The 13,853-nt window shown below is 68.5% G+C and carries 18 protein-coding genes and 1 pseudogene; 9 read left to right on the forward strand and 10 right to left on the reverse strand.

Going from position 1 to position 13,853, the window contains the following annotated elements; all coding sequences use genetic code 11:
- Nucleotides 1-197 precede the first annotated feature (197 nt).
- The 3 genes from SK803_RS31955 (at nt 198) to SK803_RS31965 (ending at nt 1,422) form a co-directional block, all read left to right on the forward strand.
- Entirely contained in the window at nt 198-635 is a 438-nt protein-coding gene (locus SK803_RS31955; protein WP_319969871.1) for a MarR family winged helix-turn-helix transcriptional regulator, read from the forward strand.
- A 31-nt stretch (nt 636-666) separates the two neighbouring features.
- On the forward strand, nt 667-1,134 hold the full coding sequence (locus SK803_RS31960) for a hypothetical protein (protein ID WP_319969872.1): 468 nt from the start codon (nt 667-669) through the stop codon (nt 1,132-1,134).
- Between the two features lie 159 nt (nt 1,135-1,293).
- Nucleotides 1,294-1,422: a hypothetical protein gene (locus SK803_RS31965; RefSeq protein WP_319969873.1), complete on the forward strand. Its 129-nt coding sequence runs from the start codon at nt 1,294-1,296 to the stop codon at nt 1,420-1,422.
- Here the strand turns inward: SK803_RS31965 and SK803_RS31970 are convergent.
- From SK803_RS31970 to SK803_RS31980, 3 genes are read right to left on the reverse strand one after another with little or no spacing between them, the layout of a single operon-like run.
- Entirely contained in the window at nt 1,412-1,546 is a 135-nt protein-coding gene (locus SK803_RS31970) for a hypothetical protein (protein WP_319969874.1), read from the reverse strand. The genes SK803_RS31965 and SK803_RS31970 overlap by 11 nt on opposite strands.
- A 27-nt stretch (nt 1,547-1,573) precedes the next feature.
- A complete protein-coding gene (locus SK803_RS31975) occupies nt 1,574-2,785 on the reverse strand; it encodes an MFS transporter (RefSeq protein ID WP_319969875.1) in 1,212 nt (403 codons plus the stop codon).
- 11 nt (nt 2,786-2,796) lie between these two features.
- The gene (locus SK803_RS31980) at nt 2,797-3,450 is read right to left on the reverse strand and encodes an ArsR/SmtB family transcription factor (RefSeq protein ID WP_319969876.1); all 654 of its coding nucleotides are present in this window, start codon (nt 3,448-3,450) and stop codon (nt 2,797-2,799) included.
- A gap of 60 nt (nt 3,451-3,510) precedes the next feature.
- On the opposite strand from SK803_RS31980, the gene SK803_RS31985 reads away from it, so the two are divergent.
- From SK803_RS31985 to SK803_RS46605, 3 genes are all read left to right on the forward strand, one after another.
- A complete protein-coding gene (locus SK803_RS31985; RefSeq protein ID WP_319969877.1) occupies nt 3,511-4,857 on the forward strand; it encodes an MBL fold metallo-hydrolase in 1,347 nt (448 codons plus the stop codon).
- Nucleotides 4,854-6,092, forward strand: a complete 1,239-nt coding sequence (locus SK803_RS31990; RefSeq protein ID WP_319969878.1) for an MFS transporter — start codon at nt 4,854-4,856, stop codon at nt 6,090-6,092. The genes SK803_RS31985 and SK803_RS31990 overlap by 4 nt, the downstream gene beginning before the upstream one ends.
- 96 nt (nt 6,093-6,188) lie before the next feature.
- Nucleotides 6,189-6,500 carry an STAS domain-containing protein gene (locus SK803_RS46605; RefSeq protein ID WP_406601615.1) on the forward strand — a complete coding sequence of 104 codons (312 nt, stop codon included), beginning with the start codon at nt 6,189-6,191 and terminating at the stop codon, nt 6,498-6,500.
- Here the strand turns inward: SK803_RS46605 and SK803_RS31995 are convergent.
- Together SK803_RS31995 and SK803_RS32000 are read right to left on the reverse strand one after the other, a co-directional pair.
- On the reverse strand, nt 6,430-7,065 hold the full coding sequence (locus SK803_RS31995) for a DUF4360 domain-containing protein (protein WP_319969879.1): 636 nt from the start codon (nt 7,063-7,065) through the stop codon (nt 6,430-6,432). The two genes, SK803_RS46605 and SK803_RS31995, sit on opposite strands and share 71 nt — an antisense overlap.
- 57 nt (nt 7,066-7,122) lie before the next feature.
- Nucleotides 7,123-7,722, reverse strand: a complete 600-nt coding sequence (locus SK803_RS32000) for a DUF4360 domain-containing protein (RefSeq protein ID WP_319969880.1) — start codon at nt 7,720-7,722, stop codon at nt 7,123-7,125.
- 134 nt (nt 7,723-7,856) lie between these two features.
- Between SK803_RS32000 and lgt the strand changes: the two genes are divergently transcribed.
- Complete coding sequence (gene lgt, locus SK803_RS32005) at nt 7,857-8,849, forward strand: prolipoprotein diacylglyceryl transferase (RefSeq protein WP_319969881.1); 993 nt, start codon at nt 7,857-7,859, stop codon at nt 8,847-8,849.
- A 30-nt stretch (nt 8,850-8,879) separates the two neighbouring features.
- On the opposite strand, the pseudogene SK803_RS32010 reads toward lgt, so the two are convergent.
- From SK803_RS32010 to shbA, 5 genes and pseudogenes are all read right to left on the reverse strand, one after another.
- Nucleotides 8,880-9,005: pseudogene (locus tag SK803_RS32010) on the reverse strand (DUF202 domain-containing protein); the annotation flags it as partial.
- Nucleotides 9,002-9,346, reverse strand: a complete 345-nt coding sequence (locus SK803_RS32015) for a YidH family protein (RefSeq protein ID WP_319969882.1) — start codon at nt 9,344-9,346, stop codon at nt 9,002-9,004. The gene SK803_RS32015 and the pseudogene SK803_RS32010, both read right to left, overlap by 4 nt.
- Nucleotides 9,347-9,548: 202 nt before the next feature.
- Entirely contained in the window at nt 9,549-10,931 is a 1,383-nt protein-coding gene (locus SK803_RS32020) for a HAMP domain-containing sensor histidine kinase (RefSeq protein WP_319969883.1), read from the reverse strand.
- The gene (locus tag SK803_RS32025) at nt 10,928-11,611 is read right to left on the reverse strand and encodes a response regulator transcription factor (protein WP_319969884.1); all 684 of its coding nucleotides are present in this window, start codon (nt 11,609-11,611) and stop codon (nt 10,928-10,930) included. The genes SK803_RS32020 and SK803_RS32025 overlap by 4 nt, the downstream gene beginning before the upstream one ends.
- A gap of 483 nt (nt 11,612-12,094) precedes the next feature.
- Nucleotides 12,095-12,658: an RNA polymerase sigma factor ShbA gene (gene shbA / locus SK803_RS32030; protein WP_319969885.1), complete on the reverse strand. Its 564-nt coding sequence runs from the start codon at nt 12,656-12,658 to the stop codon at nt 12,095-12,097.
- Between the two features lie 290 nt (nt 12,659-12,948).
- On the opposite strand from shbA, the gene SK803_RS32035 reads away from it, so the two are divergent.
- Together SK803_RS32035 and SK803_RS32040 are read left to right on the forward strand one after the other, a co-directional pair.
- Nucleotides 12,949-13,374, forward strand: coding sequence for an ATP-binding protein (locus SK803_RS32035; RefSeq protein WP_319969886.1), 426 nt, complete (start codon nt 12,949-12,951; stop codon nt 13,372-13,374).
- 26 nt (nt 13,375-13,400) lie between these two features.
- On the forward strand, nt 13,401-13,853 hold the full coding sequence (locus tag SK803_RS32040; RefSeq protein ID WP_319969887.1) for a universal stress protein: 453 nt from the start codon (nt 13,401-13,403) through the stop codon (nt 13,851-13,853).

The following is a 13,853-nucleotide window of genomic DNA, read 5'->3' on the forward strand; positions in this document are numbered from 1 at the left end:
TGCTCGACGACATGGTCGAGGACGTCGGCCACTCGTCGCTGGTCCTCAGACCCACTCGCGCTTCCGCGGCACGTTGACCGGAACCCGCGGGTCGACCAGGTACAGCTTCTTGCAGCAACGGGCGGTCAACGGTGCCGCCGTGACCGGCGCGGGCCAACTGGTTGCATCCTCGAACCATCTGGTTGTACAGTCGAACCATGCAGAGCGGGGAGACGGACGCGGCGCAGGAAGCCCTGATGCGGTTCGTCCGCAACTTCGGCCTCCATCAGCCCGACCGCACGCCATGCGGGCAGCCGCTCCCGGTCTCGGAGGCGCACGCCATGGTGGAAATCGCCCGTGAGGGGCGGATCCGTCAGGTGGAACTGGCTCGCCGCTTGCGGTTGGAGAAGAGCACGGTCAGCCGCCTGGTCACCAACTTGGCAGGCCGGGGGTGGGTGGACCGGGAGGCCGCGGACGGTGATGGCCGCGGCGTGCTGCTCGTGCTCACCGAGGCAGGTGCCACCGCTGCCGCGCGGCAGGCCGACTCCCGCCGGGACCGTCTCGCGGCCCTGCTCGATCGCGTACCCGAAGACCAACGCGCCGCTGTGGTGCGCGCGCTCCAGATCCTCGCGGAGGCCGCTGTTGAACCGTCCTGACCGCTCTCAAGCCCGTCGAACCCTGTTCCTGGTGGTCGCAGCCGCTGCGGTCGCGCTCAGCAGCGGCTGCGCCGCTCCCTCGACGCCGGCGACCTCCGACCGACAGGCCGAGGTCGCCGAACGAGGTGCGTCGGTGATGCCGTTCGACCTGGAACGCACCACACACCAGTTCACCAAGACTGACACCGGTGGCGTGCAGACTGTCATCGCCGACGACCCGCGCGACACCGCACAGATCACCCTCATCCAGCAACACCTGACCGCAGAGGTCGACCGCTTCCGGCGCGGCGACTTCACCGACCCCGCCAGCATCCACGGCAACGAGATGCCCGGCCTGGAAACGCTCCGCGCCCACAGCGGACGAATCACCATCGACTACGAAGACACCCGCGACGGGGCACGCGCCACCTACACCACCACCAGCACCGAGCTTCGCAACGCCCTGCACGCCTGGTTCGACGCCCAAGTCAGCGACCACGGCCCCCACGCCACCCGCTGACACGGCAACCTGGGGCGGTATCCGGTGGCTCGGCACCAAGATCAAACGGCTCGAAGATCACTTCCTGCTCGATCGTCAGCACGGCGCACCGGTCGGTGTGGGCGACATAGCCACCATCGCCTTGTCCACTTCGCACAGTCGCTGCTGGAGAGGCTGAGCGTGCGGATGTGCGGCGACTACCAGACCCGGCGTCCGTTGCCGTTGGTGGAGCAGGCCGGGTTCGTGGTGCAGCGCCAGGAGCGGCTCAAGCTCGGCATGGTCGAACGGGTGGCCGCGGTCAAGGCCTGAGCCGCTGTTCCAGCAGTGCCTGCTCGGAGGGGTTGGCGTGGTAGAGGTGATAGCGGTCCAAGCCGAGGGAGTCCAGTTCGGCCAACGCTTTCTCCGCCCCGGCGACGTACCGGAGCGCACCCACCAGAACTCGACACGCCCGGTCAGAAAGTCAGATCTTGAGCCGGGGACGGACGACGACCAGCGGCACGAGAGCGAGCGCGATGATGCCGCCTGCGAACGACAGGGCGGGGTAGCTGCTGCTCGCGACGACGAAGCCGGAGGCCATGCCACCGGTCGCACCGGCTACAGCGATGGCCATGTCGATGCGGCCCTGCACGGTGGCACGGGTTTCGAGCGGCACGGCATCGGTGATCAGCGCGGTGCCGCTGACCAAGCCGAGGTTCCAGCCCAGTCCGAGCAGCCCGAGCGCGAGGGTGAGCAACGGGGTGGACTCGGCCGGTGCGAGCCCTGCCACCAGGCCGGCCGCGAGCAGGGTGATGCCGGAGGCGGCGACGACGGGCAGCCTGCCGATCCGGTCCACGAGCCAGCCGCTGAGCGGTGAGGGCAGGTACATGCCGGCCACGTGCACGGCGATGACGAACCCGGTGGCCGCGAGGCCGTGACCGTGCAGGTACATGTGCACCGGGGTCATGGTCATGATCGCGATCATCATCAGTTGGATGACCACCATGGTGGTCGTGCCGATCAGCAGCAGCCGCGCGTCGCCGCGGGAGTCGCGGCTGGCCACGGGGGCCGCGGGTAGGGACCGGGCGGTGAGAAGTGGATCGGGTCGAAGCAGTGCCCACAGCACGATGGCGGCCGCGGTGTAGGCGAAGACCGCGAGGATGAACGGCCCAGCGAGCGCCGGGACGTGCCAGCTCGTGGCCAGTTCGCCGGTCGCCATGACGAGGTTGGGGCCGAGCACCGCGCCGAGCGTGGTGGCGACGAGCACCGTGCTCACCGCGCGTCCTCGGCGTTGCGGGGCGGCGAGATCGGCGCCGGCGTAGCGCGCCTGGAGGTTGGTCGCGCTGCCCGCGCCGTAGACGAACAACGCGACGAACAGCAGCACGGCGTTGTCGGTGGCGGCAGCGATGACGACGCCGAGCGCACCGACTGCGCCGGTGAGGTAGCCGCCGGCGAGACCGGCGCGTCTGCCGCGCAGGCCGGAGACGCGGGCGATCAGCAGAGCCGCGAGTGCGGAGCCGATGGTGAACAGTGCCGCGGGTAAGCCTGCCGCGCTGGTGGCGCCGAGCATGTCCTGGGCGAGCAGCGCGCCGACGGTGATGCCCGCTGCCAATCCGGCGCCGCTGAGGACTTGGGCTGCGACGAGCACCGTCAGGATGCGTCTTTGGGCAGGGTGACGCGTGATCAGGGTGTCCATTTCTCGGTGCGTCAGACCGCGACGGGGAGTTCGGCGAGGCGCCACTCGAGCATGCCGTCGGCCAGTCTCCGGGCAGTTCGTCCCTGCGCGGTGAGCAGGCGGACGGCGTCGTGGGAGAGCACGCAGTAGGCGCCGCGGCAGTACGCCACGACCTCCTGGTCGGCCGGAAGCTCGGCCAGCCGGTCCGCCAGTTCGTCCAGCGGAACGGACACGGCGCCGGGGATGTGCCCGGCGGCGTACTCCTCGGCGGGCCGCACGTCGATCACCGTCGCGCGTCCCGACCGGACGCGGTCGAGGAGCTCCTCGCGGCTGACTGCTTCCGTGTCGTCGCCGAGATATGCCTCACGCGCGGTGCGGACGTCCGGCAGCCGGTCGTCCGCAACGGTGCGCAGCAGCGCGAACAGCGCGGCGACGTCGTCTCCTGCCAGCCGGTAGAAGATCTTCGTGCCCTCGCGCCTGGTGACCACCAGGTTGGCCTGCTTGAGGGTCTGCAGATGCGCCGACGCGGTGGTCAGCCCCAGCTCCGCCGACTTCGCGAGCGCGTCGACCGTGCGCTCGCCCTGAGCGAGCAGGTCGAGCAGTTCCAGCCGCTTGCCGCTCGCGAGGGCCTTGCCGACCCGGGCGAACTGGTCGAACAACGCGTTCTTGGCATCCCGGTCACCCATGGTTCTCCAATCATCCTTGGAATAGTGTAGAACACTGGATGTGGGAAGGAGACGATGGCCATGCCTGAGGTAGTCCCGCTTGTCGACGAGGGACTGGGGAACTCCGCGTATCTGGTCGATCTGGGCGACGGCCGGGCGCTGGTCGTCGATGTCAGCCTCGACCTGAGGGAAGTCAGCAGCGCAGCCCGGCGACGTGGGCTGAGCGTGGCGTTCGCCGCCGACACACACCTGCACGCCGACTTCCTGTCCGGAGCCCGGCAGCTCTCCGCGACCGAGGACACCCGCGTGCTCGCCTCCGCGGCCGGACACCGCGAGTTCGCACACAGCGGGCTGCACGACGGCGATGAAGTCGACCTCGGCGGCTTACGTCTGCGGGCGTTGGGGACCCCCGGCCACACCGACGAGCACCTGTCGTTCCTGCTGCTCGACGGCGACCGTCCGCTCGGGGTGTTCACCGGTGGCTCGCTGATCGTGGGTGCCGCCGCCCGCACCGACCTCGTCGCGCCCGACCGGACCGAGGAACTGGCTCGCGCTCAGTACGCGTCGCTGCGCAGGCTCGCCGGGCTGCCCGACGACGTGGCCGTCTGGCCCACGCACGGCGCCGGATCCTTCTGCTCAGCCCCGCCTGGCGCGGACCGCACCAGCACGATCGGCAGGGAGAAGGCGACGAACCCGTTGCTGCGTGCGGCCGACGAGGACGCCTTCGTGAAGGAGCTGCTCGGCTCGCTGGGCAGCTATCCGCCGTACTTCCGCCGCCTCGGCGAGATCAACCGCAAAGGCGTTCTCACCGGAACACCCGAGCTGCCACCGCTGGAAGTTGTTGCGGTGCAGCGGCTTCTGGCCAACGGCGCGCGATTGATCGACGTCCGGCCGCTCAACGAATTCGCCGCCGCGCACGTGCCCGGCGCGCTGTCGATTCCGCTTCGGCCGGTGTTCGCCTCCTGGCTCGGCTGGCTGGCGCCGCACGACCGGCCGTTGGTCGTGGTGCGCGGCGCCGATCAGACCCCCGCGGAGATCGCCTGGCAGGCGGCCAAGATCGGCTACCTCGACCTCGCGGGCGAACTCGCCGGCGGACTGGATGCGTGGACTGCCGCGGAACTTCCCACGACCACAACCAGGTTGGTGAGCCCGGGCCAGGTGAGCGGGCCGGTGCTGGACATCCGGCAGGAACCCGAGTTCGCCTCCGGGCACCTGCCGGGCGCGCTGCACGTCGAACTCGGCGACCTGCCCAGCCGCGTTGACGAGGTGCCGCAGGAGCCGCTGATCGTGATGTGCGGACACGGCGAGCGCGCCATGGGCGCCGCCAGCCTCCTGGAACAGGCGGGACACCGCGACGTCGCCGTACTCACCGGTGGACCTCAGGACTGGGCCGACGCGACCGGCGGACGCCTGGAGAGCGGCAGGTGAGCCTGCAACTGGGGCTGCGCGCCAACCTCGCTCAGTTCAGCCTGCTCGTCGCGGTCAACGCGCTGGTCGGTGGCGTTCTCGGGCAGGAACGCGCGGTGCTGCCGCTGCTGGCCAAGGACGAGTTCGGCCTCACCGGCTACACCTTCGTACTCACCTACGTGGTCGCGTTCGGCCTGACCAAGGCCGCCACCAACTACTTCGCGGGCACCTGGTCCGACCGCTTCGGCCGACGCCCGGTACTTCTGGCAGGCTGGCTGGCCGCGATCCCCGTGCCGCTGATGCTGATCTGGGCGCCGTCGTGGGGCTGGGTGATCGCGGCCAACGTGCTGCTCGGCGTCAACCAGGGCCTGACCTGGTCCACCACCGTCATCATGAAGATCGACCTGGCCGGGCCGTCCCGCCGCGGCCTTGCGATGGGCCTCAACGAAGCCGCCGGCTACATCGCCGTCGCGGTCACCGCGCTCGCCACCGGCTACCTCGCCGCACGGTACGGGCTGCGTCCGGCACCGTTCCTGCTCGGACTGTCCTATGTGGTCCTCGGGCTCGGATTGACCGTGTTCGTCGTGCGAGAGACCCGAGAACACGCGCGGCTTGAAGCGACACAGCACCCCGCTGCCGCTGAGGGCATGCCGAGTGATCGGGAGATCTTCACCCGCACCAGCCTGCGGGAGCCCGCATTGTCGGCGGCGAGCCAGGCCGGGATGGTGAACAACCTCAACGACGGTCTGGCGTGGGGCCTGTTCCCGATCCTGTTCGCCACTGCCGGCCTTTCGGTCGCCAAGATCGGTGTCCTGGCCGCCGTCTACCCGGCCGTGTGGGGCCTGGGGCAGCTGGTCACCGGTCCGCTGTCGGACCGGTGGGGCCGCAAACACCTGATCACCGCCGGGATGCTGATCCAGGCGGCGGCACTGGCACTCGTCGCGGTCGCGGACACCTTCACGGTGTGGCTGGTCGCGGCCGTGCTGCTGGGCGTGGGCACCGCAATGGTGTACCCGACCCTGCTCGCGACGATCGGCGACGTCGCACATCCGGCATGGCGTGCACGAGCCGTCGGCGTTTACCGGCTCTGGCGTGATGGCGGCTTCGCCGTGGGTGCCCTGCTCGGGGGGATCGTCGCCGACCTCTGGGGCCTGCGCGCCGCGGTGTGGGTGGTCGCCGCACTCACCGCGTTGTCCGGAATCGTGGTCGCCGTGCGCATGTACGAAACCCACTCCAACAGGAAGATCAGCGCGTGACCGTCCCACGTGGACTTCTCGACGGACCGATCTACCTCGACTACAACGCCACCACGCCGATCGACCCGGCGGTGACCGTTGCTCGACCTCACCGCGGTGACCTTCTTGGGGTCCTCAGGGATCCACGTCCTCCTCGACAGCCATCACGAAGCCGCGAAGTGCGGGAGCAGAATCGCTGTTGTCGCCGATCAGAACGTGGTTCTGCGATCTCTCGGGATCACTGCGGTCGATCGCGTCTGCGGCCTGAATCCGAACCTGTCCGCTGCCTTGAACGCAGGGGTGAGGCTTCGCGCGTGCGGCCCCGGACGGTCCGGAACCGCACGCGACCGCAATTCGGCTACGGGCAACGCTTCCAGGAGAAGCGGTAGGTGGTTTCGATGGCGCCGTCGGTGGAGTCCATCGACATGAAGCTGGTTGTCTTCTTGGGATCCGACGATCCGGCGGCGACCCGCAGTTCGGTGTTGATGTTGAAGTTGCGCCGTTCACCGCACGGGTGATAGACGATCGCGGCGACCTCGACCTTGTCCGTGGCCTGCCAGTCGTCGCTCAGCGGGCCTTTGTAGGTGTGCGTCTTGCGCCTGGTGTCCGACATGCCCTGGAAGTAGTAGCTGGCCCGCTGCACACCACTCGCTCCGCGTTCTAGGTGACCGAACCCGCGGTAGTCGGTCTGAGCGATGCCGTAGGTGAAGCCCTGCGGGACATTCACTCTCAGGTTGAGCTGGCAGTTCTTGCGGAAGTCTGTCGGTTTGGCGCCGACTCCGACCTGAGCCATGTACTCGCTGTAGGTCACGGTGAACGCCTTGTTGTCCGGCGACACAGCCACCGCCGCGGTGCCCGCGGGGCAGCCGGATCCGTTGACGGTGACCACGTCGATGGTGATGTGGTCGGGCGGGGGAGTGTCGCCGGGGGCACCGCCGGGCGGGATGATGATCGTGGACATGGTCATGGCCGCTGCGGCCAGGATGTTGAGCACGGGGGACCACCTTCGGTTCGTCGACCAGAGAGATGGCGGCGGAGTGTGTTGGTGTGGCTAGCACTTCTTCCAGGAGAAGTGGTAGTTGGTGCTGAAGCTCGCGTCGGTGGAGTCCATGGTCATGAAGCTCGCGCCTCCCTGGACCCGCAGTTGCGTGTTGACGTTGAGCATCCGCTGCTCACCGCACGGGGCGTAGACGATCGCGCCGACCTCGGTGCGATCGGTGGCCTGCCAGTTGTCGCTCATCGGGCCGGTGAACGTGTGGGTGCGGGGCGTGGACTGCGACATGCCCTGGAAGTAGTAGTTCGCGCGTTCCACGCCGCGGGCACCGGTCGCGAGGTGTGCGAAGCCGCGGTAGTCGGCCTGGGCGATGCCGAACGTGAAGCCCTGCGGGTAGTACACCCGCAGCACGAGCTGGCAGTTCTTGCGGAAGTCCGTCGGCTTGGCACCGGCACCGGTCTGGGCCAGGTAGTCGCTGTAGGTCACGGTGAACGCCGTGTTGTCGGCGGCGGACGCGACCGCGGCGGTGCCGGCCGGGCAGCCGGAACCGTTGACCGTCACCACATCGATGGTGACTCGTCCGGGAGGTGTGTCGGCGGCGTCTGTGGGTGTGAGCGCGGCCAGCGCGAGAGCCGCTGCCGTCATCGCGGTCAGCATGGGTCGTCCCTTCGACTTCAGCTGTGCGGCGGCTATCGATAAGGCTATTGACGAAATGGCCGTCTTTCCTTGCGAACGCCTGACGATCGAGGCTGGTCACCGGCGGTCTGAGGCCGTTGACTACCGTGGCCGGCATGACCAGTGCGGTGAGCGGGATGCTCGCGACGATCCCCAGCCCGGACCAAGGGGTGTGGTACCTCGGCCCGCTGCCCATCCGCGCCTACGCCCTGTGCATCATCACGGGCATCCTGGTGGCGATCTGGTGGGGCGATCGCCGGCTGGTCGCGCGCGGTGGCACGAAGGGCACCGTGTCCGACGTCGCGGTGTTCGCGGTACCGTTCGGCCTGGTCGGCGGCCGCCTGTACCACGTGGCGACCGACTACTACCGGTACTTCGGCGAGGGCAAGAACCCGCTGGACGCGTTGAAGATCTGGGACGGCGGCCTCGGCATCTGGGGCGCGATCGCACTCGGAGCGGTAGGTGCGTGGATCGGCTGCCGCCGCCGCGGTGTCCCGCTGCCGGTGTTCGCCGACGCCGTCGCGCCCGGCATCGTCGTGGCGCAGGCGATCGGCAGGCTCGGCAACTACTTCAACCAGGAGATCTACGGCGCTCCGACGGACCTGCCGTGGGGCCTGGAGATCTACCGCAGGGAGACCGAGAACGGCGTCGCGGACATGCTCACCGGCGTCGCGGTCGACCACACGCCGATCATGGTCGTGCACCCGACCTTCCTGTACGAGCTGATCTGGAACCTGCTGATCGCGGTAGTCGTGGTCCTGCTGGACCGCAAGCTGCGCCTGGGCCACGGCCGGGCGTTCGCGGTGTACGTGGCCGGTTACACGTTGGGCCGGTGCTGGATCGAGTTGATGCGCACCGACGACGCCACGCACGTGTTCGGGGTCCGCATCAACGTGTGGGTGTCGATCCTGGTGTTCCTCGGAGCGGTCGCGTACTTCGTGCTCGCCCGGCGTCGCGGGGAGCGAGAGGTGCTGGTGTCAGATCCCGTTGCCGAGGACGAGGGGAACAGCGGACACGCACCCGCCAGTGACCAGAACGGCGAGGACGAGCAGGACTCTCGGGCGGGCAGCGAGCTGTCCGCGCCGAGCGAGCAGAACCAGCATCACTGACACCCCGGCGGTGCACACGGCGGGCAGGGTCGCCAGGCCCCAGCCGTGTCGCGCCGCCACGTTCACGAGCAACAGCGAGCACGCGGCGGCGGCCAGCGCGGTGCGGTGCCAGGCCAGGCTGGTGCGTTCCGGCTGCAGACCGGCGTCACGGTTCACCCGAGCAGCACCAGCACGGCGGCGAGCAGCGCCATGAACAGCACCCCGGCCGCGAGTACAGCGACCATTGGGCTGTGCGGCAGCGCGGCCCCTGTGCGCATGGCCTGCTGTGCGCGCCGCCATCGGGGAAAGCTGCTCGCCGCAACGATCGCGGCCAGGATGATGCACGCTAGCGCGAGCACCGTCGTAGCACCGGGGACGGCGAACGGTGGTACGAACTGGCGTACCGCGACTCCGGCGGCGAGCAGCCCCAGTGCCGTGCGGATCCAGGCCAGGAAGGTGCGCTCGTTGGCGAGCGTGAACCGGTAGTCGGGCTCCTGGTCCGGTGGTTCGGCCGTCATCACCTCTCCTGGCTGTCGCGCGTTGCAGTTGTCGCTGGTGTTGGGGAGCTCGATGTGGTGGTCGGCGCCACGGTGGGCTTGATCGTGATGGTAGGGGTGGATTCGGCAGGATTCGTGGAGGTGATCAGAACCGGTTCGTCCTGCGCCGACACGCCACATCCCGTGGTGAGGCACACGAGCAACAGCGCCGACAATGTGCGGATCATCGTGTCGTGGCCTCCGGGATTTCGACGACGAACCGTGCCCCGCCGCCGGGCCGGTCCTGTACCCATGCGCGGCCACCGTGCCGACGGACATGCTCCGCGACGAGAGCGAGCCCCAGCCCGCTGCCGGAGTCGGTGCCCCTGCTGCCCGCCTGAGTGCCGCGCGCGAACCGCTCGAAGATCTGCTCGCGCAACTCGGCCGGGACGCCGGGACCGCGGTCGTCGATCTCGAGGCGGACCTGGTGGTCACTGCGAAGAACCGCCACGCGAACCGGGCCACCGGCGTGGCGCTCGGCGTTGTCGAGCAGGTTGTTGACCACCCGGTCCAGACGGCGCCGGTCGGCGATCACCAGTGGCGCGCAGGGATCCACCTCGACCTCCGGGGCGGCCGCGTCAGATCGCGTGGCGAGCACATGGCGAACGAGCCCGCCGAGATCGACCGGTTCCAGAGAACGGTCATCCACCTGCTGATCGGATCGGGAGATCTCCAGCAGATCCACGACCATCCGAGCGAATCTGTCCACTTCGGACGTCAGCAGGTCGGTTGCTCGTCCCGCCGTGCCGGGGATCTCCTCACGCCGACGGCGCAACACCGCGGCTGCGTTCATCATCGTCGTGAGCGGGGAACGGAGCTCATGGCTGACGTCGCTGGCGAACCTGGCGTCGCGCAAGGCCCGCTGTTCGAGCTGATCAGCCGTCGCGTTGAAAGTTCTGGCCAGCGGCGCGAGATCCGGGTCCGCGCGTTCGGGCAGTCGGGACCGCAGATCGCCTCCCGCGATGCGATGGGCCACGGCCGTGAGCTCGGTCAGCGGCCGCAGTGCCCGTCTGCCCGCCCACGCGCCCAACGCGACGCCGAGCAGTCCGCTGACCACCGTGCCGGCAATGAGCACGGCACTCAGGAACCGGAACGTGCGATCGAGTTGCAGAGTGGGAGACAACTCCACGTAGTAGACGTCACCAGCGGTGACCGGCAGTGTGACGGCGACGACCGGGATGCCGTCGACCACGAGCCGCTGCCTCGCGGGGATGCCATCGCGCGCGAGCTCGAGCAGCCGAGGCGGCAGGACGGAGGGGTCGATCTGGCGGCCGCTGGAGCGCAGCTCGCCAGGGCGGTACAGCAAGATCGTCGAGTCCGGTCCGGTGGTCAAGCCCGTGAGCAGCTTGTCCAGGCCTTCGCCGCCGCGACGCATCTCCTCGTCGATGACCCTGGCGTTGACCTCGGCCTGCCGCACCGCGCTCTGCTCTCGCTGCCGCAGCAGGTAACCGGAGGACAGGTTCCACGTCGCGATGGCCAGCACGCTGGACAGCAGGAACGAGCCGAGACCGAACGCGGCCGCGAGCCGCCAGCGCAGCGACAGCTGCAGGCGTCTGCGGTCGGTCACGGGCTGCGGTCCACGCGGTAGCCGGTGCCGCGGACGGTGATCACCACTTCGGGAGCGTCGGGATCACGTTCGATCTTGCAGCGCAGCCGGCGGATGTGAACGTCGAGCAGCCTGGTGTCGCCGTAGTAGTCGTATCCCCAGACGCGGCGGAGCAGCTGTTCCCTGGTCACGATCCTCCCCTCCGCGGTGGCGAGCTCAGCCAGCAGGCGGAACTCCGTCTTGGTGAGACGAAGATCGGCACCGGCCCGTCGCGCGATGCCTTCGTCGGGCCGGATCTCGATGTCGCCCATGCGGTACACCGCGTGCTGCAGGTCGGTGCGCCGACGCCGCAGCAATGCCCGGATCCGGGCTGCCAACTCGCTCGCGACGAGCGGCTTGGTGACGTAGTCGTCGGCACCGGCCTCGAGCCCGGCGATCACGTCGGCGGTGTCCGTGCGGGCCGTCACGATGATGATTCGCAGGTCGGCACGGGACCGTAGCGCCTTGCAGACGACGAGGCCGTCGAGACCCGGAAGTGTCAGGTCGAGCAGCACGACGTCGAACACGTCGGTGTCGAGCCGGTGCAGCGCTTCCTCGCCGGAAGCCGACTCGACGACGTCAAAACCCTCGTCGCCCAGCGCCAGCCCGAGCGCCTGCCGGATGCGCTCGTCGTCCTCGACGAGCAGCACGCGATAGTCCATTTCGTCTTTGTCCTCGCTCCCTTGCAGGAGCAGCTTTCCACCGGCGGCCCGGCGTGGAGGCTTTGGGGGACGTCTTGACGGGGCATCGCAAGGACTTCGCAAGATCGACGTTGACGAGCGGGTGAAGCCGCCCTGCACGGCCTCACACGCCCGGTGCCCTGTCGGGCAGGTCGTCCGATCACGCGCCGGATCGCCGGGAACCGGACGGTGCCAGCGGAACCGCGAGCGGAGACCTCGGACAAAGTATCGCGTCCAACCTTGCGGAACACTTACAAATGTCGAACGTCATCAAGAAAGCGAATCAAAGCCACTCACATCTCGCGCGATTTGTAAGGAGTCCGCAAGGTCGGCGCTGCGGCTGTTCGGGCAAGCTGAGCGGCGCGGGCACGAGCTGGTGCAGCGGATGCCCGCACCAAAACTTTGCCCGCTGGGAGAATGTCGGCCGAATCCTCGGCCGGCATTCGGCTGGGCGTGGCAGTGATCTCAGCTCCAGCGCGTCCTGGACACGATCTCGCGGAGGGTGCTGAGCGCGCGGTGCTGTGCCACGCGGACCGCGCCCGGCGTGCATCCGATGATCTCCGCCGTTTCCTGCGCCGACAGCCCAAGAACGACCCTGAGCAGCAGGATCTCCCGTTTCGGCCCTGGAAGTTGCTCCATCAGCAGAGACAGCCGCTCCGCGAGCTCTTGGCGCAAGACGCGGTCCTCCGGCGCAACCTCCGCCGAGGCGCCGTCCGGTACCTGTGCGACCGGCTCGGCGTGGTGGCGAGACGAAAGCCTCATCGCGTCGGACACCTTGTGCGACGCGATCCCGTACACGAAAGCGAGGAACGGTCTTCCCTCGTCACGGTAGGTGGGGAGGGCCTTCACGACGGCGAGGCACACCTCTTGCGTGACGTCGTCGGCGGAGCCGTATGCCCGGTTGATCCACCCGAGGCGCGCCCGGCAGTAGCGGACCACCACCGGTCGCACGAACGTGAGCACGAGCTGGACGGCAGCCCGATCTCCCTTGGTCGCCCGCTCCAGGAGCTCCGTTTCCGGCACGGGCATCGTGGGAACAGCTGAATGCGAACTGGTGACGCGAGGCTCGCGAAGGTCGGCAGCACTGTCTTCCAAGTTCTCTCTCCGCTCGCCCAATCCGCCGCTCACTCGGCCGACAGTAGGTTCATCATCACGTCGTACCCACGTTTCTCGCAAGAACGACACTGTGTTAAGTGTTTGCACGATGATTGATCAGGCAGGCGACACGAAATCGATCACTCCGCTGGGTCGAAATTGGTGTGAAACGATAGGTTCGAGTGCCTGGGATCTCCGTTCCTGGTTCCGGCAAGGAGCGGCACGTGAGTGAATCCGTGGAAGTGCTCGTCGAACGCGAACTCACCGACGGCAATCCGTCGGTCGCCGACGAGCGACGCCTGCTTCGTGCCGCGCTCAACGGCGTCGACGAAGGCCGCGTCGAGGATGCCCTGTTGATCATGACTGAGTTGGTGGAGAACGCCTACCGTCACGCTGTCGGGGCGCGCCGGCTGTGCGTGAGGCTGGTGCGGGAGCGTGACGTGATCAGGATCGAGGTCGAGGACGGCAGTCCCATGCGTCTGCCGGTACTCGGGCGGCACGGCCACACGGATACCGATGGAGCGGGCCTTGTGATCGTCAATCGTCTGTCCGCCCATTGGAGGTGCCGGCGGGGCAATGCCGCCAAGACCGTGTGGGCCGAAGTCTCAGGGCTGCTTGTGGTGGTGTCTTCGTCTCAGCGCGTGCACTGACGCGCCAAGAGCGAGACAGTGGTGAGGTGAGCGCGTCGCGCGGAGCATCGGTGCTGGTGGTCGGATTCGACGATCAAGCGGCCAGCCTGGCCGCGTTGCGCACGGCGGCGGATCTCGCGCTCCGACTCGGTGCGGACCTGCATGTGGTGCACGGCATCGATGCGCGCGACCAGCCCGTCGACCCCGACGCAGACGTCGACACCTGGGACAACTACAGGCACAAGGCGCTGGACCATCTGCGTGCGCAGGTCGAGCAGGCCTTGGCCGCACATCCTGGTGCCTGGACCTATCACGCCGCGGACGGCAACCCTGGCAAGCTGCTGGTCAGGATCGCCGACGAGCAAGAGGCTTTGATGATCGTGGTCGGCACGCACCGGCACCGCTCGCTCGCCAGGATGATGCGAGGCTCGGTGAGCCGCGGCGTGGCCAGAGCCGCCCATCACCCCGTCTTGCTCGTCGCCGACCCCACAGGCCGTTGA

Origin of the sequence: Lentzea miocenica (genome assembly GCF_033949945.1) — a bacterium.
GTDB lineage: Bacteria > Actinomycetota > Actinomycetes > Mycobacteriales > Pseudonocardiaceae > Lentzea > Lentzea miocenica.

Coding starts and splice junctions, on each gene's coding strand:
- SK803_RS31955 (WP_319969871.1), top strand. CDS start 198: ATGCAGAGCGGGGAGACGGACGCGGCGCAGGAAGCCCTGATGCGGTTC.
- SK803_RS31975 (WP_319969875.1), bottom strand. CDS start 2,785: ATGGACACCCTGATCACGCGTCACCCTGCCCAAAGACGCATCCTGACG.
- SK803_RS31980 (WP_319969876.1), bottom strand. CDS start 3,450: ATGGGTGACCGGGATGCCAAGAACGCGTTGTTCGACCAGTTCGCCCGG.
- SK803_RS31985 (WP_319969877.1), top strand. CDS start 3,511: ATGCCTGAGGTAGTCCCGCTTGTCGACGAGGGACTGGGGAACTCCGCG.
- SK803_RS32000 (WP_319969880.1), bottom strand. CDS start 7,722: ATGCTGACCGCGATGACGGCAGCGGCTCTCGCGCTGGCCGCGCTCACA.
- lgt (WP_319969881.1), top strand. CDS start 7,857: ATGACCAGTGCGGTGAGCGGGATGCTCGCGACGATCCCCAGCCCGGAC.
- SK803_RS32015 (WP_319969882.1), bottom strand. CDS start 9,346: ATGACGGCCGAACCACCGGACCAGGAGCCCGACTACCGGTTCACGCTC.
- SK803_RS32025 (WP_319969884.1), bottom strand. CDS start 11,611: ATGGACTATCGCGTGCTGCTCGTCGAGGACGACGAGCGCATCCGGCAG.
- shbA (WP_319969885.1), bottom strand. CDS start 12,658: ATGCCCGTGCCGGAAACGGAGCTCCTGGAGCGGGCGACCAAGGGAGAT.